We start from the raw sequence: 20,699 nt of genomic DNA, 5'->3' as shown, positions 1-20,699 counted from the left end.
AGCGCGAACAAGGCGTGACGGCGCCGTCGTTGGGGGACAATCTTGAATATCATCCTGCGCATCCTCGACCGGCTCGAGGAGATCATGATCGCCACGCTGATGGGCGGGGCGACGCTATTGATCTTCGTCGCCGTGCTGCACCGCTTCGGCACCGGCATCCCGGTGCTGTACCCCTACCTGATCGGGATCCACATCTCCTGGGCGCAGGAGCTGTGCATCTACATGTTCATCTGGATGGCCAAGTTCGGCGCCGCCTATGGCGTGCGCACCGGCATCCATGTCGGTGTCGACGTGCTGGTCAAGCGCCTCAATGATCAATGGCGCAAGGTCGTCATCACCTTCGGCCTGCTCGGCGGTGCGCTGTTCACTGCCATCGTCGGCACCATGGGCGGCAAATTCGTGATCGAGCTGATGAGCACCGACCAGGTCTCGCCCGATCTCGAGCTGCCGAGCTGGCTGGTCTACGCCTGCATTCCGCTGGGATCGTACCTGATGTGCTTCCGCTTCCTGCAGGTGGCGTGGACCTACTGGCGCACCGGCGAGCTGCCGCACCACGACGCCACCATGGTCGACGGCATCGAGACCTCGCCCAAGGCCCCGATCAGCGTGGGAGAAGCCTGATGACCGCGCTCATTATCTTCGGGCTGTTGTTCGCGCTGATGCTCACCGGCATGCCGGTGTCGATCGCGCTTGGCCTCTCGGTGCTCACCTTCCTGTTCACCATGACCGAGGTGCCGATCGAGAGCGTTGGGCTCAAGCTGTTTTCCGGCCTCGACAACTTCGGCATCATGGCGATCCCGTTCTTCATCCTCGCGGGCACCTTCCTGACCCGCGGCGGCGTCGCGCGGCGGATGATCACCTTCACCACCTCGCTGGTCGGCCATCTGCCGGGCGGCCTCGGCCTTGCCGGCGTCGCCGCCTGCGCGATGTTCGCGGCGATCTCCGGCTCGAGCGTCGCCACCGTGGTGGCGATCGGCTCGATCATGATGCCGGCGATGGTCGATCATGGCTATCCCAGCCGCTTCGGCGTCGGCGTCATCTCGACCTCCGGCGCGCTCGGCATCCTGGTGCCGCCGTCGATCATCCTCGTGCTGTACGGCGTCTCCACCAACACCTCGATCGGCGCGCTGTTCATCGCCGGCATCGTGCCGGGCATCCTGCTGGCCTGCATGCTGGCGGCGGTGACCTGGTACATCGCCTGGCGCAACGACTACCCGCGCATGCCGCGCGCGACCTTCGGCCAGCGCTGGACGGCGTTCCGCGAAAGCCTGTGGGGCCTGCTGCTGATCGTCATGGTGCTCGGCGGCATCTATGGCGGCATCTTCACGCCGACGGAGGCGGCGGCGGTGGCGGCGGTCTACGCGTTCTTCATCACGGTGTTCGTCTACAAGGAACTGCGCCTCAAGGACGTGCCCAAGGTGCTGCTGCAGGCGGCGAGCATGAGCTCGATGCTGCTCTACATCATCACCAACGCGGTGCTGTTCTCGTTCCTGATGACCCACGAGCAGATCCCGCAGGAGATGGCGGCGTGGATCGTGCAGCAGAAGTTCAGCCTGTGGATGTTCCTCCTCGTGGTCAACATCGTGCTGCTGATCGCCGGCAACGTCATGGATCCATCGTCGATCCTCTTGATCATGGCGCCGATCCTCTATCCGCTGGCGACCAAGATCGGCGTCAATCCGGTGCACCTCGGCATCCTGATGATCGTCAACACGGAAGTGGGCCTGTGCCATCCGCCGGTGGGACTCAACCTCTACATCGCCAGCAGTATCGCCAAGATGGGCATCAGCGAGATCACCGTCGCGGTGCTGCCGTGGCTGCTGGCGATGCTGGTGTTCCTCGGGCTTGTGACGTACGTGCCCGAGATCTCGCTGTGGCTGCCGCATCTGCTCGGCATGATGTAGCGCGGCTGCCCGGGGCGTCCCATGGGCGCTCCGGCCATGGCCGGACAGTGCTGCGCTGCCGCAGTGATGAACGGCCAGCCATCTTCCTGTCCAAACCTTAAGTTGATTGGCCGCCCCCGGGCGGCCATTTTCTCGTGGGGCGATTGATCCGCGTGCGCCCGGCGAACAGGCGGCGCACGGCCATCTGGAGGTTCCCATGAAGAAGTTTGTTGTCGCTGGCGTGGCTGCGCTCGCGCTCCTCGGCACGTCGGCGGTCTATGCCCAGCATCGCGACTGGCACGGCGGCGGCTGGCGCCACGGCATGTCCCGCATGAGCCCGGAGGATCGTCTCGCGTTCGTCGACGCGCGCATCGCCGCAGTGAAGGCGGGCCTGAAGCTGACGCCCGATCAGGAGAAAAACTGGCCGGCGATCGAGACCGCCGTGCGCGACTTCGCCAAGCAGCGCATCGACCGCGCCAATGCCTCGGCCGACAAGACGCCGCAGGACGATCCGATCGCGCGGCTGCGCGAGCGCGCCGACCGCATGGCGACGACCGGCGCCGGCCTCAAGCGCATCGCGGATGCGGCCGAGCCGCTCTACAAGACCCTGGACGAGGGTCAGAAGCGCCGTCTCGCCTTCCTCACCCGCGGCATTGGCGGCCATCACCGCTTCGGCGGAATGCATGATCGCGATGGTGAGCGCGGCGGCGATCGGGGTGATCGTGGCGGCCGCGACACCCAGCGCGACGGCGGCTCGGACCGTCTCTGAGCGATTTTTTCTTCGCGGCGAGATGCCGCGAGGGTTAACCGCGACAAGCCCCGGAGACGGCCACGCCGCCTCCGGGGCTTTGTTTTATTTGATTGAATTTTCTCAGGAATTTCGTGCGGGCAGCGTGTGGGGCAGGGGCCGGGCGCGCGCCTGTCGAGCGCCATCTTCGATCGCCACATAAAGCCTGTGAAAATCTCGCACCGGAATGCAAAAAACTTCCGTCACATTGCTGGACAGAGGGGAGTCGCTTTGCTACACGACGGCCTCCCGCAACGACTTTCCGGAACGGGTTCCGGGCGCATAGCTCAGTTGGTAGAGCAGCTGACTCTTAATCAGCGGGTCCTAGGTTCGAGCCCTAGTGCGCCCACCACCCTCCAAAGCCTTCCTGTCCATCAGTGACGAGCAGGTTCATCGAGGATCGCGCGGGTCTTGCATGATTCCCTTGTGGTGGATGCCGCGCAGCCGGATGCGATGTGCGGCTTTTGCATTGTTGTCCACCCCCGATCCCCTGCGAGACGGAGCAAGGTCCGACGATACGGATCGATGACCTGCTCGTTGCTGGACGAGGTGTTGGCGCGGCTAAAGCGGGGCGTTCAGCTCCGCCACCGCCAGCGAAATCGCTGCTTGCTTGCCTCCCTCTCCCTGGCGCCACATCGGCTCACTGCGGAAGGGCCAGCGCAGGAAGCCGCTGCATCCATGGTCGTGCACATTCCAACTGACTGGCCAGTTGCAGCAGAAGCGCTTCGTTGCCGAACGCCGCAATGAATTGCACGCCAAGCGGCAGGCCATCGGCCGTCCAATGAAGCGGCACGCTCATGGCCGGCGCGCCTGTCAGATTGGCGAGCTGCGTAAAGGGCACGAGCGTCAGGTTCTGGCGCGATAGCGTGGCAAGCGCTCCCTCCATGAGGCCGAGGCGCGCCATGATCCCCAGCAGACCCGTATTGAGGAGGAGCGTCAGAACGGTCCGCTGGGGCGCTGGCATCACGGCGGCGGCGTGTTCGACAGGCGGGAAAGCGATAGTCGGCGTCAGAAACAGATCGTAGCGCCGATGGAATTCGCCAAGAGCACGTGCAAATCCGTTCCAGCGTCGATGGCTGCGCACATAGGCTCCGGCGCTGCTGGCTTTGCCCAGCGCTTCGAGGAGCAGGGTTTCAAGCTCGAAGTCTGCAGTCCCAGCCCCGGCCTCGCGTGCGTCGGCCAGCGTTGCCGCGACTTGCCCGAAATACATCTGGAGATAGCAGCGTGCCAGGCTCAGGCCGTCGTAGTCGGGACGATCCTCCATGACGTCGTGTCCGAGCGCGTTGAGCAGTCTGGCGGCTTCATGGACCGCTTCGGCTGCTTCTGGATGCACATCGCTATCGAGCGGCGACGCCACGCTGAAGGCGATGCGCAGGCGCTTCGGCTCGCGCGCAGCCATGTCGACAAAGCTGCCGGCAGGGGGAGCAATCACGAAAGGATCACCGTGCTCGGGACCGGAAAGAACATCCAGCGCCAGCGCGGAATCTCGCACGCTGCGCGTCAGCACGTGATCGCTGGAGGCACCGTCCCAGATTTCGCCAACGGCCGGCCCGGGCGGAACGCGGCCGCGCGATGGCCGAAGGCCAAACAGGCCGCAGCAGGCAGCCGGGATGCGAATCGAGCCGCCACCGTCGTTGGCTCCGGCCATCGGTACGATCCCTGCCGACACAGCGGCAGCCGAACCGCCGCTCGAGCCACCGGATGTGCGCGAGAGGTTCCATGGATTTCGCGTCACGCCAAACGCCTTCGGGGCGGTCACGCCCTTCAGAGCGAGCTCTGGTGTATTTGACTTGCCGATAATGACCGCGCCGGCATCGAGCAGCCGTTGTACGAACGTGGCGTGCCGCTTGGGCGTGATGTGGCAAAACGCGCGACTGCCGTTGGAGGTCGGCAGTCCGGCGTAATCCTGGATCGCATCCTTGATGAGGATGGGCACGCCGGCCAGCGGCCCGGCAAGCGGCTGCTGGATTCGCGCATGCGCCTCGACCAGCATCGGACGATTGACGGCATTGAGGCTGGGATTCAGCCGTGCGAGCTGCGCCTCCGCCAGTTCCAGCAGCTCCATGGCTGTCACCTCGCCGTGTCTGACCAGACGGGCGAGCTCCGTCGCATCACGCCGAACATATTCCTGCAGGCTGAGGGTCACGACACGATCCCCTCAGTACAGATGCTTCAGGTCGTGCTTGACGACGGCATCGACGACTAGCGTCGTCGCCTTGCCGAGCAATCCCTTGCCGTTGATATGCTCGGCCAGCATTTTGGAGAAGGACGGAATATCGCTTTCGCGGAGGTGCGTCTCGCAGGCCCAGAGTCCTGCGTCGAGCAGGGCGGGACCATGCTGGAAGCGATATTCGCCGACGCGCAGCACGATGCCGAGCCTGGGCGTCTTGCCTTGAATCGTGGCCGGCTTGAGCATGTCCTGCTCGGCGCTCAACCAGCAGTGCCCGTCGATCACCAGCACATCGGCCGAGCCGGGAATCAGGAAGACGACCGTCGCCTTGTCGTGCGACAGGATGTTGGTGAGCGTGCAGGCAACCTTGTTGCCGGGGCGCTCGGGGATCAGGAGGTTGCCACGGTCGAGCGCCACCACGAAGCCGTCGGGGTCGCCACGCGGAGAGAGTTCGGTCCTGCCGGCGGCATCTTCAGTCAACATCAGCAGATAGGGCGAGCGCGAGACGAAAGCCAGGGCGGCCTCGGAGAGCATTGTCGCTCCCGGCGCGGCGGAGTGCGGCGCACCATTCGCTCGCGGCTCCCAGAACCTCGCGCGCACCTTGGCACGCGAGCAGTGCAGGAACAACGCCTCGGCCCGGAACAGCAGCAGCGTCTCGTCGTCGTCGCCTCGTTCCGCCGTGCAAAAGCCGTTGGCCCGTAGCGCGAAGCCGATGCCCGGCATGATGAAATAGAGGCTTGCAGCGAGCGTGCCCCCGCGCGCCAATGCCGGCGGCAACTCAGTGTCCGCCGGCCACGCCAGATCGATACGCTCGGCCTCGGTCGTCGCGGTCGGGGCGCTGCGAAGATTGATGAAGGCGATGCCTGCCTGACCTGAAAATCCGACAATGCAGACCGCCGCGCTCCGGATCATCATCAAGCAGTAGTCGTCGATCCGCTGTTGCAGCCGCCGATGCATCATGGCGGGCGGCTCTGCGATCAGTTTGCGCAGTTCTGCCAGCGTTCGTATCCTGCCCGGTTGCGCGCAGTCCTGCATTGGAAGTCCCCTCACATTGTCGCGGCAGGGCGACGCTACGGCGGATGTCGCACGCGCAACATGGCTCCAGGGATCAATCGCATGGCAATTGGTTGCAAAGTTGTGGCCGCCGGCTGTTTGCGACGCGCCAATCCTGCTGTAACCTTCGATGGCTGGTGATCAGGGGATGCCATGTGATGCGTCCACGCACGACCGTATCCGCGATCGCGGTGCTCGATCTCTACGATTTCCTGCGCGACCGGGGTGTCGCGACCGACGCCGAACTGCTCGCGGCCGATCTCCGCCGCGAGAATCTGATCGATCTCAGCGGCGACGCGCTGCCCCCGCAGGAACAACGCCTGCCCGAAGAATATCTGATTGCACTGTGGCGGATCGCGGCGAGCAATGCGACGCTGCCTCATATCGGCCTTTTGGCCGGGCAGATCTACAACCCCGCGACACGCGGTGTGCTGGCGAACCTGCTGTGCCATTGCGACGATGTGGCCGAAGCATTGCAGGTTTTTCAACACCATATCGGGTTGATGAATCCCTCCGAGCACTGGTCTTCCAGCATCGACGAGGGGATGCTGATGCTGACCATCTCGTTCGCGCCGGACAGGGCGTATCCCAGGCCGGCGATCGAACGCAGCATGGGTGCGCTTGTCACGTGGATCGGTGTGCTGACCGGCGCTCCTGTCGTGCCGATCGCCTGCGCGTTCACCTTTTCACGTCAGCCCTATGACTGGCGCTACCCTGCTGTATTCGGCTCGGCCCTCAGTTTCGATAGTGACATCAACTGCGTGCGCCTGCCGCTGGAGGTTCTGCATCGACCGATCCGGACCGCCGATTCCTATCTCAAGACACTTCTGATGGAGCGCGTGTCGCAGGTGCGGCGGACCGTAGAGGCCGAAGGTGCGCTGGTCCGCAGGGTTCGCCAACACATCCGCGTGAGCCTGCATCTCGGTTCGGGAATTGAGGATGTCTGTCGGGCGCTCCATGTCAGCCGGCCAACACTCTATCGGCGGCTGAAACGCGAAGGCACCAGCTATACCGAATTGCTCGCCGCAGAGAGAAGGGAATTGGCGTACAGCCAGATCCGGCAGGGGCAGCCTGTCGCCTGCGTCAGCGACAACCTCGGTTTCAAGGATGTCAGCACTTTCCACCGCGCGTTCCGGCGCTGGTTCAATCAATCGCCGCGCGCCGTGCGCAACGCCTCGTGTATCGTCTGGAAGCGCGCCACGGTCGCAGGCCGTCCGGTTATCGTCGAGCGATAACCCGTCGCGCCCGCACCATCAGGGGCGCTACGGGGGAACTGCAGCCTCGATCCCATCAATTGCTGAGCAGCCGCGTCCAGTTGCCGGAGCCGGTGCAGACGTAGGTCGCGATCTCCAGCGGCCTGGGCGACGCCTGGCCCGGTCGCGACGCGCCGCCGGCTACAGCGTGCTAGGCGTCAGGCCGGGGTATAAGTGCCGGTGCCGCCGTCGTCCTGGCCGACCTTGCTCAGGCCGCCACTGATGCTGATGTTCTTCGATCCGCTGACATAGATCTGCGCGTTCTGGTCGGGGGCGACGTTGTTGCGGCCGTTTCTGAAGAACACGGAGTTCGACACCGCCATGCTGGTGACGCCGATGAGGCCGAGGCCGGCGGAATAGTTGCGATCAAACAGGCTGTTGGAAATGCTGTTGGCCTCGGTGCCGCCGTAGGCCGACCAGGAAAGCCTCATAAGTCCCCCTGACGCTGCCCTGTCCCAAGTGCAGGAAGCAGCGCCAGCGCGATCTCCGCTGGAGCAGCCTTTTGCAGATAGTCGCGCGGTTATGTTCCCCCCCCATGGATGTCGCGGAAGAATATGCTGCGACTCCCGCGATCCGTGCGGCATTCATCGTTTTTGACATCGATCGATTGAAAAACGGCCATGGCCTCGTCAACATCCCGGCTTGGTTTTGGAGACGATCGTGCGCGACCTGCAGAGATGGTTGAACGTCGGGGCCGTGGTGGCGGCGGTCGCAGGGCTGTCGGCGATTGCGATCAAGAATCTGCCGAAGGATGCCCCTTATCGCATCGTCAACGTCTCTTACGATCCGACACGCGAACTCTATGAGGCGATCAATCCGCAATTTGCGGCAGCCTACGCAAGACAAAGCGGCAGGCATCTGACCATCGTTCAGTCGCATGGTGGCTCGTCGCGCCAGGCGCGGAAAGTCGCGAATGGCGAGCAGCCAGCCGATGTCGTGACGCTGGGGCTGGCGCCAGATATCGACAGCTTGCGCAAGCGGGGGTTCGTCGCTCAGGACTGGACAGAGCGGCTGCCCAATCATGCGGTTCCATACACCTCGACCATTGTCTTCGTGGTCCGCCATGGCAATCCACGAGGGATCAAGGACTGGACCGATCTCCTTGCGCCGGGTCTCGAAATCGTCATGCCCGATCCCAGGACATCGGGAAACGGCAAGCTTGCCGCGCTGGCGGCGTGGGCCGCGGTGACGACGCGCGGAGGTTCGGAATCCGAGGCCGTGACCTTCCTGCGTGCGCTGTTCCGGCAGGTACCGGTGTTTGACGAGGGCGCACGCGGGGCCGCGCTGCGCTTTGCCAATTCCGAGGGAGGCGATGTCCATATCACCTGGGAAAACGAAGCGATACGTGAGGTCGCCGAGTCGCGCGGCGAACTCGATATCGTGTATCCACCGGTCAGCATTCTCGCCGAACCCAGCGTCGCATGGATCGATAGCGATGCGGTCCGCAAGGCAAGTCGCGATGACGTGCGCGCCTATCTGCTGTTTCTGTTCAGCGACCCTGCGCAGGAGACGATCGCGCGACTCGGATACCGTCCCTTCAAGCCGGAAGCGGCGCAGAAGGCTGGCGTCGTTTTCCCCTCGCTCGAACTCGTTCCCGTGACGGCCATCGCTCGCGACTGGAACGATGCTTATGCCAGGTTTTTTGCCGAGGATGGCGTCATCCAGGCTGCCTTTGTGCTGCGAAACAAGTGAAACGCATGATTGTCTATGGTCGGGATACACTTCGCCGCGACCTCATTGCCGGTCTCACGGTCGCCGCGATTTCGCTGCCACAAGGAATGGCCTATGCGCTGCTGGCGGGGGTCGATCCGCGCTATGGCCTATACTCGGCGATCCTCGTCACGGCAGTGGCGTCGATCTTCGGATCATCGTCGCATCTGATCAACGGCCCGACGAGCGCGATCTCCCTGGTCGTGTTCAGCGCGCTTTCCATGTTCGATGCCGATCAGCGTGTCGAGGCCGTGCAGGCGATGTTTCTGCTCGGCGCCATGGTCGGTGCGATCCAGATCGCGATTGCGGTGCTTCGTCTCGGCGACCTGACGCGCTATATCTCCGAGTCGGTCATCCTTGGCTTCATGAGCGCAGCCGCCTTTCTGCTGGCAGTCGGCCAGGTGAGCAACGCGCTCGGCGTGCGAGACAAAGGTACGGGTGCGCAGCACATCTTGTATCGGCTCTGGCTGACGTTGACGGCAGGTGATGCGATCAACAGCAAGGCTGTTCTGGTGACGGCGGTGACGCTGGTCCTCGCGATCGGGCTGCGCCATCTGGTCAGGCGCTATCATTGGCCGCAGTTCGACATGCTTGCCGTCCTGTTGATCGTCGGCGTCGGCGCTTATCTCGCGGGATGGACGGTTCCCGGCTCCGACGGCAGGACCGCCATCGGGGTTGCTGGCGCGATACCGGGCGATCTGCCTTCATTCCATGTGCCAACTGTGCAGCTCGGCTGGGCGGCGGACCTTGCGTCCGACAGTGTGGCAATAGCATTCCTCGGCCTTCTCGAGGCGCTTGCCATCGCGAAATCGATCGCACATCAGACGCGTCAACCGCTTGACTTCAATCGGCAATGTCTCGCGGAGGGACTTGCCAACCTGGCCGGCGGCTTCTTTCAGTGCTTGCCCGGTTCCGGTTCGCTGTCCCGCTCGGCGATCAACTTTCAAGCCGGCGCGGCGACCCGCTTTTCCGGCATTCTCACGGCGGCGTTCGTGGCGGTGGCCGTGATCGCCTTCGCGCCATTGGCGCGGTACGTGCCCAAGCCGGCGCTGGCGGCGCTGCTTCTTCTGACAGCCTCGCGGCTTGTCGACGTCACGCGCGTTGTCTATGCCGTTCGCGCCTCCCGGCTCGATGCCAGCGTCGTGGCGATAACGGCGTTATCGGCAGTCGCTTTCGGGCTCGACCTTGCCATCATCATCGGCGTTGCGCTGTCGATCCTGCTGTTCGTGCCGCGGGCCGCGAAGATGAGGGCGGTTGAGCTGATCGTCGATGACTATGATGTGGTGCGTGAACGCTTGTCATCCGAGGCTTCGAATGACGGGTTTCTGCTCTACGATCTCGAGGGTGAGTTGTTCTTCGGTGCGGGGCCGGAACTGGAGCGTATCTTGCATCGCATCAAGGAGCAGGCTGGCAGTGCGCACGTCAGGAACATCCTGCTGCGTCTCAAACGCGTTCGCAACCCGGATGTCGTCAGCCTCGAGCATCTCGAACAATTCCTGCGAGACGCGCGGCGCGAGGGACTGTCGGTCTCGCTCGCCGGTGTTCGCCCGGATCTGCTCGCGGCCTTCAAACGGTTGAACTTCGCTGCGTGTATCGACAGCGACCGGATTTTTCCCCAGGGAGCCGACGAAAATTCTGCGACGCTGGCAGCCGTCAGGCAAATTCAGTCGGAATTGTCAGGGCAACGCGCCCGCGCGCGGGCCAGGCTCAACTACCGCGTTTGATCATGCCGCCCTACAATGTTGCAGTGATCGCTCCGTATATCCGCGATACGCTACAGGTCCTCCGTTATAGCGGAGTAAAATTGTGCTGCGTGCGCGGCCGTTTGCAGTATCGTATTGTCATTTGCTGTCGACCGGGGGATTAAAATCCCACGAATTCCACTTGCTGATCAGCACGACCGGATTGGAGAATGCCGATGGCCGACGATACGGAGTCCCGACGAACCCTGGCTGAAGGCGCAGCGCGCCAACTTGCCAATGCCACGAAAACCCGTGCGCAGTGGGGCGGTATCTCACCGCGATGGCTTGTGCCGTTGCTGCAGTGGACGCCGGTTGAAGCCGGTATCTTCCGTCTCAACCGGGTCAAGGAGACACGCGGGGCGACCGCTGCATCGTCGTTCGACGTACAGTGCAGCCCGCCGCGTGATCGCGATCCGGATTTGCCTGAGACGTTCGTGGACTATGAAGAGCAGCCTCGCGAATACTTTTTGAACGCAGTGACGACGGTGCTCGATGTTCAGACCCGTGTGTCGGATCTTTACAGCCATCCCTTCGACCAGGTTCAGGAGCAACTGCGGCTGCTGATTGAGAAGGTCAAGGAACGTCAGGAAGGCGAACTCATCAACAACAGCGAGTATGGTCTTCTTGCCAATACCGCGCCTTCGATGCGGATCGCCACGCGGGGTGGTGCGCCGACCCCGGACGATCTTGACGAACTGCTCGCGCGGGTCTGGAAGGAGCCGAACTTCTTTCTGGCACATCCCAGGGCGATCGCGGCCTTCGGCCGGGAATGTACGCGCCGCGGTGTGCCCCCGCCCACGGTCACGATGTTCGGTTCACCATTCATTACCTGGCGGGGAATCCCGCTGGTGCCATCTGACAAGGTGCCGTTCGACGCTGCCGGCAGGACCAAGATCCTGCTTCTGCGCACCGGCGAGAAAAAGCAGGGGGTCGTCGGCCTGTTTCAGCCCGGCGTGCCCGGCGAGGTGACGCCGAGCCTCTCCGTGCGCTTCATGGGTATCAACCGCAAGGCGATCGCGTCCTATCTGATCTCGCTCTACTGCTCGATCGCTGTTCTGACGGAAGACGCCCTCGGCGTGCTCGATGACGTCGAGGTCGGCAAGTATCACGAATACGGCGACAAGTATCAGGGACAGGCAAAACCGGCTTGAGGTGGCCCCGATGACCAATCCGACCGAATTACCCGACTTGGAAGGGTTGGATCTCGGCGCCGCGCGTGCGGCCGGGGCTCTGGATCCATCATTGATCGCGCGCATGGCGAACGCTCTCTTTGCCGCGCCGCCAGCGCCATCAACGCCTGCGCCCGGTGCGGCTCTTCCGTCCGCATCGCTGTTTGCGGTCGAGCCTGCCTACGGTTCGATTCCGGGGGTACCGCCGGCTCCGGTGCCGCTTACGCCGAACAACAATCCCGGTTCGTCTGCGCTTCCCTTTCCGTCCGGCGGCGCCGCGCCCCCATCGGCGCCGGCTTTTTCCGGGGATCGGGGGCCATCTTTGATACAGGCCGCCGAGCTACGGGCACCCCAGGGATTTTCACGCCCGGACACCGCTGCGTCCGACGGTGTCGTGCCGCAGCCTGCTGCCGATCCTGCTCTGCACCGCCACGTCGATTTCGCGACGCTGCCGGAGCGCTTCCAGGCCGGCGAACTCGCGTTCGATCATCGTCTGCTGCCGCAGTCCTCGGCACCCGCCGTGCCATTTTCCGCCGTCGCGCCGCATCATCCGGTGGAGGTCGAGCGGCCGAGAACGTCGACCACGGCCTCGTTTCCACAGCACCTCGACGTGCTCGATCTCGGGGCCCTTGCGATTCAGCATCGTGCGGATGTGCCTTCCGTTCCGCTATCGGGCACCCGTGCATTCGACGCGCATATCTTCCGCCGCGATTTTCCGATCCTCGACCAGCAGGTGAACGGAAGACCACTGGTGTGGCTCGACAATGGCGCGACCACCCAGAAGCCTCGCGCGGTGATCGACCGGCTCGTTCACTTCTATACGCACGAGAACTCGAATATCCATCGGGCGGCCCACACGCTGGCTGCCCGCTCGACCGACGCCTATGAATCGGCGCGCGAAAAGATCCGCGCATTCATCAACGCTCCGTCCACACGCGACATCATCTTTGTGCGCGGCACGACGGAAGGCATCAACCTGATCGCCCAGGCATGGGGGCGCCGCAATATCAGCGAGGGCGACGAGATTGTCGTGTCTCACCTCGAGCACCACGCGAACATCGTGCCGTGGCAGCAGATCGCGGTTGAAAAGGGAGCCAGGCTGAGGGTCGCGCCTGTCGACGACAGCGGGCAGATCATCCTCGAGGAGTATGAGAAGCTGTTCAACCCGCGGACGCGCATTGTGTCGTTCACGCAGGTCTCGAACGTTCTTGGTACCATTACCCCTGCGAAGGAAATGACCGAGATCGCCCGTCGCCATGGCGCCCGTGTTGTGATCGACGGTGCGCAGGGCATTTGCCATATGCCGGTGGACGTGCAGGCTCTGGGCGCCGACTTCTATGTATTCTCCGGCCACAAGATGTTCGCGCCGACGGGAATCGGTGTGGTCTATGGGCGGGCCAGCGAGCTGGAAACGATGCCGCCCTGGCAGGGCGGCGGCAACATGATCGCCGATGTGACGTTCGAGCGAACCGTTTTCCAGGGCGCGCCAGAGCGTTTCGAGGCGGGAACCGGTAACATTGCCGATGCGATCGGGCTCGGAGCAGCGATCGACTACCTCACTCGTATCGGCATGAGCAACGTCGCCGCTTATGAGCATGAATTGCTCGATTATGCGACGCAGGGGCTGCTGACGATTCCTGGCCTGAAGTTCATTGCCGTGCCTCGCGAACGAGCGGGTGTGCTGTCGTTCGTTCTCGATGGCTGCAAGACAGAGGATGTGGGGAAGGCGCTCGATCAGGAGGGCATCGCGGTTCGTGCCGGGCACCACTGCGCGCAGCCGATTCTTCGGCGCTTCGGTTTCGAGAGCAGCGTTCGCCCATCCCTTGCTCTCTATAACACGCGCGACGACATCGACGCGCTGGTTGCGGCGCTGCTGCGTATCCAGGGACGGCGCGGCCGCAACTTCTGACAGTTGCGATCTCGCGTCGCGTCCGGACCGGTCGTGTGCGACGATCGAACCTCGGCAGGGCGACGGTCATGGCACGTCATGGCCGCGCCGCCGGTTCAAGCTGGAGCGGTTCATGGACTGACGGAAAGGGCGTTCGCTTCCCATCGGTCTGGCAACCACCAGCAACCACCGATATCCCGTGAACATCCGGTGCAGGATGAGCTCAAGCGACGCAGGAGATTGAGATATTCCAACGATCTTCGTCGCGGTGCCAGTGTTCAAGATCTCGGGTACGATCGACCGGGCCAGCGCGCGCCGCAGTCCGGGTGCGCGCCGACAGACTTGGCTGCCGCGGATTGAACCGCAGCCTCGATTCCATCAATTGCTGAGCAGACGCGTCCAGTTGCCGGACCCGGTGCAAACGTAAGTCGCAATCTTTCCGGCGGCCTGGGCGACGCCTGTTCCTGTCGCAATACTATTGATGGTGTTGGGGCTTGAGCCGAACACCTGAATGGAATTGGCGCCGAGATTGGCGACCGTCTGCTGGCGGCCTGCGATGCAGGGCGTCAGTTTGACGGACGCATTCGCCGCGCTCGCCGTGGACACGGTGTTGACCGAAGCCGAGAGCTGCGTGGCGTTGGTCTGCCCGCCGCTCGCGAAGGCCGTGATTCCGGCGATCGCCGGCAGCGTCGTCGCGATGTCGTTGACGCCGAGCACGCTATAGCCGGCTGCGGGTTCGGTGCCTTCCACCGGCGCGGTGGTGTACGATCCCGTCGGGTTGGTCGTCGCGTTGAACAGCCCGGAGGTCGCGAACCCGGAAATCGTGATATTGCTGCTGGGCGAACCCGGATCGTAGGAAAAGACATAGGCCGGGGTATAAGTGCCCGTGCCGCCGTCGTCCTGGCCGACCTTGCTCAGGCCGCCGCTGATGCTGATGTTCTTCGATCCGCTGACATAGATCTGCGTGTTCTGGTCGGGGGCGACGTTGTTGCGGCCGTTTCTGAAGAACACGGAGTTCGACACCGTCATGCCGGTGACGCCGATGAGGCCGAGGCCGGCGGAATAGTTGCGATCGAACAGGCTGTTGGAAATGCTGTTAGCCTCGGTGCCGCCGTAGCTCAGGATGCCGAAGCCCTGATTCCATTCGAAGCGGCAGTTGACGATCGTGTTGGCGTTGGAGCCGGCGCCGAGATAAATGCCGTTGCTGGCATTGTTGGCGAAGTCCGCATTCATCACGAAGGAATCGACGATGTTGGCAAGCCCCGTGGTATTGCCCCCGAACGTCGTGTTCATGATGTGGATGCCGCCGGTATAGGCGCTTCCTCCGATGCCGTTGGCGCAGCCGACGATGGTCGCGTCATTGACGATGAGCTGGAAGCTGCCGCCGGAAATGCCGTTGACGCTGTTGCTCTTGCAGTCGATGAAGATGCCGTCGATGGCGGCGCCCTTGGAGACGGCAGATACGTTCAGAACGTTGGTCGCGCCGGCGAAGCCGATCAGGACAGGCCTGGCGCTTGCGGTCGCAGCCGTGCTGGTGCCGTATTCGATGTTGGCAAGGCCGATCAGGCGGTTGCTGTTGTTGATCACAACGTCCTTGACTGCATAGATTTTGGCGGGATTGACCCAGCAGATCGTGTTGCCGGACAGGCACTGATTGAACGCCGTGGTGTCGTTGGTGACGCCATCACCGACGGCGCCGTAATCGGCGACGCTGGCGCTCGGCGGTGCAGCCAGCGCAAACGTGGTCGAGACCATACAGGCACTCAGCGTGACGAGCAGTTGACGTGTCAGCAGCATCGAACTCTCCTCTTCCTTGCGGTGGGGATAAAAGTCGCTTTCGAGCGATGGGACGCCGTCGCGGGGGGCCTGGCTTCTGGGGAGACGGGACGCAGGCACGCACGTCGTTCAGGCAACGGCACGGCGAATGACGTCTGTCACGCGCGTGCGAAGCCGTGAACCGGCTCTCATGTACAGGCTCGATTGAGTCCGCCGGGATACCTGGAACGATACAGCGCCCCGCGGTGGCCCCGGGGCGCTGTGTTCGTCGCGTGGTCCAGATCTCTTGCGACCATGCCAAGCTTCATCGATTGCCCGTTACGGCGCAAGCAACCGATGTCGAAAGCTGTGGCTAAGCCTCGAACCAGAATCCTGGTTCGAGGCGACGCATCAGCCCGCCAGCGTCCGCGTGTCCCACAGCTTGCGGCCGCCGAAGTCGCTTTCGCAGGCTTTGCCCTTCGGACAGGTCACATGCTCGCGATGTCGTGCCGTGGGCAAGGCTCAAATCTCGGTCTTCTGCGCCGTGGTGAAAATCGCCCGTTGCGCCGCGAAGGCGCGCCGGTAGGCGGGGCGCGCTTCGCCGCGGGCGAGGTAGGCGGCGAGATTGGGATAGTCGTCCAGCATGCCGGACGATTTCAGCCGCAGCAGCACCGACACCATCATCAGGTCGCCCGCGCTGAAGGCGCCGTCGAGCCAGTCGGCGTCGGCCAGACGCTCCGAGAGTTGCTTCAGTCGATGGCGCACACGCCCCTCGACATGGGGCAGGCGCTGCTCATACCAGCTTGCATCGCGCTCCAGCAGCCGCGCGGTTTCGCGTTCGAGGATCGGCGGCTCCACCGTGTTGACGGCGGCGAACATCCAGGCGATCGCGCGTGCCCGCGCATTCGCATCGTCCGGCAACAGGCCGGCGTGGCGCCCGGCGAGATGGAGTACGATCGCGCCGGTCTCGAACAGCACGAGATCGCCGTCCTCGAACGTGGGGATCTGGCCGAAAGGCTGACGCGCCAGATGCGTGGGCTCTTTCATCGCTGCGAACGACATGGGCCGCACGTCATAGGGCTGCCCGACCTCCTCGAGCGCCCAGCGCACGCGGGTGTCGCGCGCCAGTCCCCGGCCGCCATCGGGGGAGCGTTCAAAGGCGGTGATGATGATTGTCATCGTGCCTTTCCTTTTCGGCAGGTGTCGCCGGCCGTCCGATGGTTCGCCGAGCGACCGTCGGATCGGTACCACATGACAACGGAGCTGTATTGTGCGAAGCAACGGATCGTCCGGGTCGGCGTCTCGCTGAAACGCTCTGGCGCGAGGCGGCCGACTCCCTCGAGGATTCCGCAGCCTCCTTAACTGTCCGGAAACCGCGTCACGCAAGTTCCATGGTGTCTTCAGGGGTTGGAAACCGTGGGTATGCACGGTACCGCGACCCACGAGGGCTGCGCGATGCTCGGGATGATTTTCGGTCTGAATGCCAGGATCGGCCGGCTGAAGTTCTTCTTCGGCAGCATCGTGCTCGGGATCGTGACCACGATCCTGGCGTTTTTCGTCGCCTATTCCCTCTATCATGCCGCTGCGTCCGGGCGCGTGCCGCACTCGCTGGGCGAGGCGGGCTGGCCCGCGCTGGCGCTGGCCGGTTTCTATCTCGTGGCGACTTTCATGCTGACCTCGATGCGGATCCGCGATATCGGCTGGGATCCGGTCTGTGTCGTCTCCGCCTGGATCGCGCTGAGCGCCCTCGACTATGCGCTCGCGAGCAAGCTGCCGGATCTGTCGCTGGAGCCGCGCCATCACGGCACGATCATCGGTGGTCTCGTCAATCTGGCCGTTGTCCTTGTCCTGACCTTCTGGCCGGGCAGTGGCCAGCCGTCCGAGTCCAGCGCATCCGGCGGGTGGACGCCCCCCCGGTCGCGTGATCGCGCCGGTGGCGCCGTGCCGGCCGACCGCATCGCCAGCGTCACCGGCCAGCTCGGGCGTCGCGGTTAGTCGCTGTGGTGCCGGGAATCACGCCGGCGTGATGACAGCGTTTTGCTTCGCACAAAAGACGCGTTTCGGCGTTGTCGGTGCGCCTGACGACGCTTGCCAGCGCGCTCGCCCCGCAAAACCCCTCATGGCTATATTCCTAGGGCGATGTAAGATGCCATGGTAGGTCCCGCTGTCCGCGGCCTGATCGTTCGACCATTCGATGGAATGCAGGAGCAGATCATGGAACTGAGCCGTCGTGGTTTCATCAAACTGACAGGCGCGGGTCTTGCGGCGTCCGGTCTCGGCGCCCTCGGCTTCGGGTATGACGGCGAGGCGCTGGCGGCGGCAGTGCGGCCGTTCAAGCTGGCGGCGACGACCGAGACGCGGAACACCTGCACTTACTGTTCCGTCGCCTGCGGCATCCTGATCTACAGCATGGGCGACCGCGCCAAGAACGCCCGTTCCAACATCATTCATATCGAGGGCGACCCCGATCACCCGGTGAACCGCGGCACGCTGTGCCCGAAGGGCGCAGCACTGCTCGATGTGGTGCACGCGCCGACACGGCTGAAGAAACCCAGGTATCGCGCCCCCGGAGGGGGCGCATTCAAGGAAGTGACCTGGGACTTCGCGATCGAGCGCATCGCCCGGCTGATGAAGGACGACCGCGACAGGAACTTCATTGCGAAGAACAAGGACGGGGCGACCGTCAACCGCTGGACCAGCGTCGGCATGCTGGCGGCGTCGGCATCGTCGTCGGAGACTGCGTACCTGACCTGGAAGGTCGCGCGCTCCCTCGGCATGGTGGTGTTCGACAACCAGGCGCGTGTCTGACACGGACCGACGGTGGCCAGTCTGGCCCCATCATTCGGTCGCGGTGCGATGACCAACACCTGGCAGGACATCAAGAATGCCAATGTGGTGATCGTGATGGGCGGCAATGCCGCCGAAGCGCATCCCTGCGGCTTCAAGTGGGTGATCGAGGCCAAGATCGAGAACGCGGCGAAGCTCGTCGTGGTCGATCCGCGGTTCACGCGCACGGCATCGGTCGCCGATCTCTACGCCCCGATCCGCCCGGGCACCGACATCGCCTTCCTCAGCGGCCTGATCCGCTACCTGCTGGAGAAGGACAAGATCCAGCACGCCTATGTCCGGCACTACACCAATGCCGGGCTCATCGTGAAGGAAGGATTCGGCTTCGACCAGGGCCTGTTCAGCGGCTATCAGGAGGAGGCACGGACCTACGACCGCTCGACCTGGGATTTCGAGCTCGGCGACGACGGCTTCGCCAGGGTCGACGACACCTGGCAGCATCCGCGCTGCGTCATCAACCTGCTGCGCCAGCATGTCGAGCGCTATTCGCTTGAGATGGTGTCGCGCATCTGCGGCACGCCGCCAGACAAGGTCCAGCAGGTCTACGACCTGATCGCCTCGACGGCGCGGCCCGACCAGGCGATGACCAGCCTGTTCGCGCTGGGCTGGACGCAGCACTCGGTCGGCGCCCAGAATATCCGCACCATGGCGATCGTCCAGCTGCTGCTCGGCAACATCGGCGTCGCCGGCGGCGGCATGAATGCGCTGCGTGGCCATTCCAACATCCAGGGCCTGACCGACGTCGGCCTGCTGTCCAACCAGATGCCGGGTTACCTGACGCTGCCGGCCGACCACGAGACGACGGTCGACGACTACATGAAGACGCGGCAGTTCAAGCCGCTGCGGCCCGGCCAGATCAGCTACTGGCAGAACTACCGCAAGTTCTTCGTGAGCTTCCAGAAGGCGATGTTCGGCGCCGCCGCTACCGCCGACAACAACTGGGCCTACGACTGGCTGCCCAAGCTCGACGTGCCGCTCTACGACATCATCCGCGCGTTCGAGATGATGAACAATGGCGAGCTCACCGGCTATATCTGCCAGGGCTTCAACCCGATGCAGGCATTCCCGGATCGCGGCAAGATCCGCCGCGCGCTCGGCAAGCTCAAGTTCCTGATCACCATGGATCCGCTCGACACCGAGACCTCGCGGTTCTGGGAAGATTTCGGGCCGCAGAATCCGTCGGAGCCGGCGAAGATCCAGACGGAAGTGTTCCAGCTGCCGACGACCTGCTTTGCCGAGGAGAACGGCTCGCTGGTCAACTCGGCGCGCTGGCTGCAGTGGCACTGGAAGGCGGCGGATGCGCCGGGCGAGGCCAAGTCCGACATCTGGATTATGAGCGCGATCTTCCATCGCCTGCGCGAACTCTATCGCAAGGAAAGCGGCGCTTTCCCCGATCCGCTGCTCAATGTCAGCTGGAACTACAGCGATCCGTTGGAGCCCGATCCCGAGGAACTCGCCAAGGACATGAACGGCCGTGCGCTGGTCGATCTCAAGGACGCCAGCGGCGCGGTGACGGTCCCCGGGGGCAAGCTGCTCGATGGCTTCGCCCAGTTGCGTGACGATGGCACGACGGCGAGCGGCTGCTGGATCTTCGCCGGCTGCTTCACCGAGAAGGGCAACCAGATGGCGCGCCGCGACGCGTCCGATCCGCGCGAGCAGGGCATCGCGCCGAACTGGGCATGGGCGTGGCCGGCCAACCGGCGCATTCTCTACAACCGCGCCAGCGCCGATCCCGACGGCAAGGCGTGGAATCCGAAAAAGCCGATCATCGAGTGGAACGGCACGCAGTGGACCGGCATCGACGTGCCCGACTACACGCCGACGACGAAACCGTCTGATGGCGTCGGCCCGTTCATCATGAACGCCGAAGGCACCGGGCGGCTGTTCGCGCGCGACCAGATGGTCGACGGCCCGTTCCCCGAACACTACGAGCCGTTCGAGTCGCCGCTGCCCAACGTGCTGCATCCCAAGGTCAGCAACAATCCGGTTGCGCGGGTGTTCGCCGAAGATCGCAACAACATGGGGACGGCGGCCGAGTTTCCCTATGTCGGCACGACCTACCGCCTCACCGAGCACTTCCACTTCTGGACCAAGCACGCACTGATCAATGCCATCCTGCAGCCGGAGGAGTTCGTCGAGATCGGCGAGGTGCTGGCGCGGCAGAAGGGGATCGCGCAGGGCGGCTGGGTGCGGGTGTCGTCGAAGCGCGGCTTCATCGTCTGCAAGGCCTATGTCACCAAGCGCATCAAGCCGCTGACCGTCGACGGCAGGGATGTCCATGTCATCGGCGTTCCCTTGCACTGGGGCTTCACGGGGCAGGCGCGCAAGGGCTTTGGCGCCAACACGCTGACGCCGTCAGTCGGTGATGCCAACACGCAAACGCCGGAGTTCAAGGCGTTCCTGGTCAATGTCGAGAAGGCGGACGGGCCCGCGGCCTGAAGG

Annotated in this window: 15 protein-coding genes and 1 tRNA gene; 11 read left to right on the top strand and 5 right to left on the bottom strand. The window is 63.9% G+C overall.

Annotated features, from left to right (window positions below; genetic code table 11):
* Positions 1 to 48: 48 nt before the first annotated feature.
* From JQ639_RS13540 to JQ639_RS13525, 4 genes are all read left to right on the top strand, one after another.
* Positions 49 to 621, top strand: a complete 573-nt coding sequence (locus tag JQ639_RS13540) for a TRAP transporter small permease (protein ID WP_349644775.1) — start codon at positions 49 to 51, stop codon at positions 619 to 621.
* Positions 621 to 1,904 (top strand): TRAP transporter large permease, encoded by a 1,284-nt coding sequence (locus JQ639_RS13535; protein WP_211970697.1) that lies wholly within the window; start codon positions 621 to 623, stop codon positions 1,902 to 1,904. The genes JQ639_RS13540 and JQ639_RS13535 overlap by 1 nt, the downstream gene beginning before the upstream one ends.
* A gap of 196 nt (positions 1,905 to 2,100) precedes the next feature.
* Positions 2,101 to 2,652: a Spy/CpxP family protein refolding chaperone gene (locus tag JQ639_RS13530; RefSeq protein WP_211970699.1), complete on the top strand. Its 552-nt coding sequence runs from the start codon at positions 2,101 to 2,103 to the stop codon at positions 2,650 to 2,652.
* A 294-nt stretch (positions 2,653 to 2,946) separates the two neighbouring features.
* Positions 2,947 to 3,022: transfer RNA gene (locus JQ639_RS13525), tRNA-Lys, on the top strand.
* A gap of 288 nt (positions 3,023 to 3,310) precedes the next feature.
* Here JQ639_RS13525 and JQ639_RS13520 read toward each other — a convergent pair.
* Together JQ639_RS13520 and JQ639_RS13515 are read right to left on the bottom strand one after the other, a co-directional pair.
* A complete protein-coding gene (locus JQ639_RS13520) occupies positions 3,311 to 4,816 on the bottom strand; it encodes an amidase (RefSeq protein ID WP_349644771.1) in 1,506 nt (501 codons plus the stop codon).
* Between the two features lie 12 nt (positions 4,817 to 4,828).
* Positions 4,829 to 5,875 (bottom strand): PNPOx family protein, encoded by a 1,047-nt coding sequence (locus JQ639_RS13515; RefSeq protein ID WP_211970709.1) that lies wholly within the window; start codon positions 5,873 to 5,875, stop codon positions 4,829 to 4,831.
* Between the two features lie 176 nt (positions 5,876 to 6,051).
* Between JQ639_RS13515 and JQ639_RS13510 the strand changes: the two genes are divergently transcribed.
* A complete protein-coding gene (locus JQ639_RS13510) occupies positions 6,052 to 7,128 on the top strand; it encodes a helix-turn-helix transcriptional regulator (RefSeq protein ID WP_211970721.1) in 1,077 nt (358 codons plus the stop codon).
* Positions 7,129 to 7,304: 176 nt separating this feature from the next.
* Here JQ639_RS13510 and JQ639_RS13505 read toward each other — a convergent pair whose 3' ends face one another.
* Complete coding sequence (locus tag JQ639_RS13505; protein WP_211970723.1) at positions 7,305 to 7,577, bottom strand: hypothetical protein; 273 nt, start codon at positions 7,575 to 7,577, stop codon at positions 7,305 to 7,307.
* A gap of 229 nt (positions 7,578 to 7,806) precedes the next feature.
* Here JQ639_RS13505 and JQ639_RS13500 point away from each other — a divergent pair, with 229 nt between their 5' ends.
* The 4 genes from JQ639_RS13500 to JQ639_RS13485 all read left to right on the top strand — a co-directional run bounded on the left by JQ639_RS13500 (position 7,807) and on the right by JQ639_RS13485 (position 13,676).
* Positions 7,807 to 8,838, top strand: a complete 1,032-nt coding sequence (locus JQ639_RS13500) for a sulfate ABC transporter substrate-binding protein (RefSeq protein ID WP_349644772.1) — start codon at positions 7,807 to 7,809, stop codon at positions 8,836 to 8,838.
* A gap of 5 nt (positions 8,839 to 8,843) precedes the next feature.
* Positions 8,844 to 10,580 carry a SulP family inorganic anion transporter gene (locus JQ639_RS13495; RefSeq protein ID WP_211970725.1) on the top strand — a complete coding sequence of 579 codons (1,737 nt, stop codon included), beginning with the start codon at positions 8,844 to 8,846 and terminating at the stop codon, positions 10,578 to 10,580.
* A 194-nt stretch (positions 10,581 to 10,774) separates the two neighbouring features.
* Positions 10,775 to 11,749 (top strand): family 2A encapsulin nanocompartment shell protein, encoded by a 975-nt coding sequence (locus JQ639_RS13490; protein ID WP_211970727.1) that lies wholly within the window; start codon positions 10,775 to 10,777, stop codon positions 11,747 to 11,749.
* Between the two features lie 10 nt (positions 11,750 to 11,759).
* Positions 11,760 to 13,676, top strand: coding sequence for a family 2A encapsulin nanocompartment cargo protein cysteine desulfurase (locus tag JQ639_RS13485; protein ID WP_211970729.1), 1,917 nt, complete (start codon positions 11,760 to 11,762; stop codon positions 13,674 to 13,676).
* Between the two features lie 357 nt (positions 13,677 to 14,033).
* Here the strand turns inward: JQ639_RS13485 and JQ639_RS13480 are convergent, their stop codons facing one another.
* The gene (locus tag JQ639_RS13480) at positions 14,034 to 15,452 is read right to left on the bottom strand and encodes a right-handed parallel beta-helix repeat-containing protein (RefSeq protein ID WP_211970731.1); all 1,419 of its coding nucleotides are present in this window, start codon (positions 15,450 to 15,452) and stop codon (positions 14,034 to 14,036) included.
* Positions 15,453 to 15,932: 480 nt separating this feature from the next.
* Positions 15,933 to 16,589 (bottom strand): glutathione S-transferase family protein, encoded by a 657-nt coding sequence (locus JQ639_RS13475; RefSeq protein ID WP_211970732.1) that lies wholly within the window; start codon positions 16,587 to 16,589, stop codon positions 15,933 to 15,935.
* 243 nt (positions 16,590 to 16,832) lie between these two features.
* Between JQ639_RS13475 and JQ639_RS13470 the strand changes: the two genes are divergently transcribed.
* Both JQ639_RS13470 and fdnG read left to right on the top strand, forming a co-directional pair.
* Positions 16,833 to 17,405, top strand: a complete 573-nt coding sequence (locus JQ639_RS13470; protein WP_211970734.1) for a DUF805 domain-containing protein — start codon at positions 16,833 to 16,835, stop codon at positions 17,403 to 17,405.
* A gap of 219 nt (positions 17,406 to 17,624) precedes the next feature.
* Positions 17,625 to 20,696 carry a formate dehydrogenase-N subunit alpha gene (gene fdnG / locus JQ639_RS13465; protein ID WP_211970736.1) on the top strand — a complete coding sequence of 1,024 codons (3,072 nt, stop codon included), beginning with the start codon at positions 17,625 to 17,627 and terminating at the stop codon, positions 20,694 to 20,696.
* Positions 20,697 to 20,699: the final 3 nt, after the last annotated feature.

Source organism: Bradyrhizobium sp. U87765 SZCCT0048, assembly GCF_018131225.1.
Taxonomy (GTDB): domain Bacteria; phylum Pseudomonadota; class Alphaproteobacteria; order Rhizobiales; family Xanthobacteraceae; genus Bradyrhizobium_A.
The sequence above is the reverse complement of the archived record's forward strand: the minus strand, read 5'-3'. Positions and strand labels throughout refer to the sequence as shown.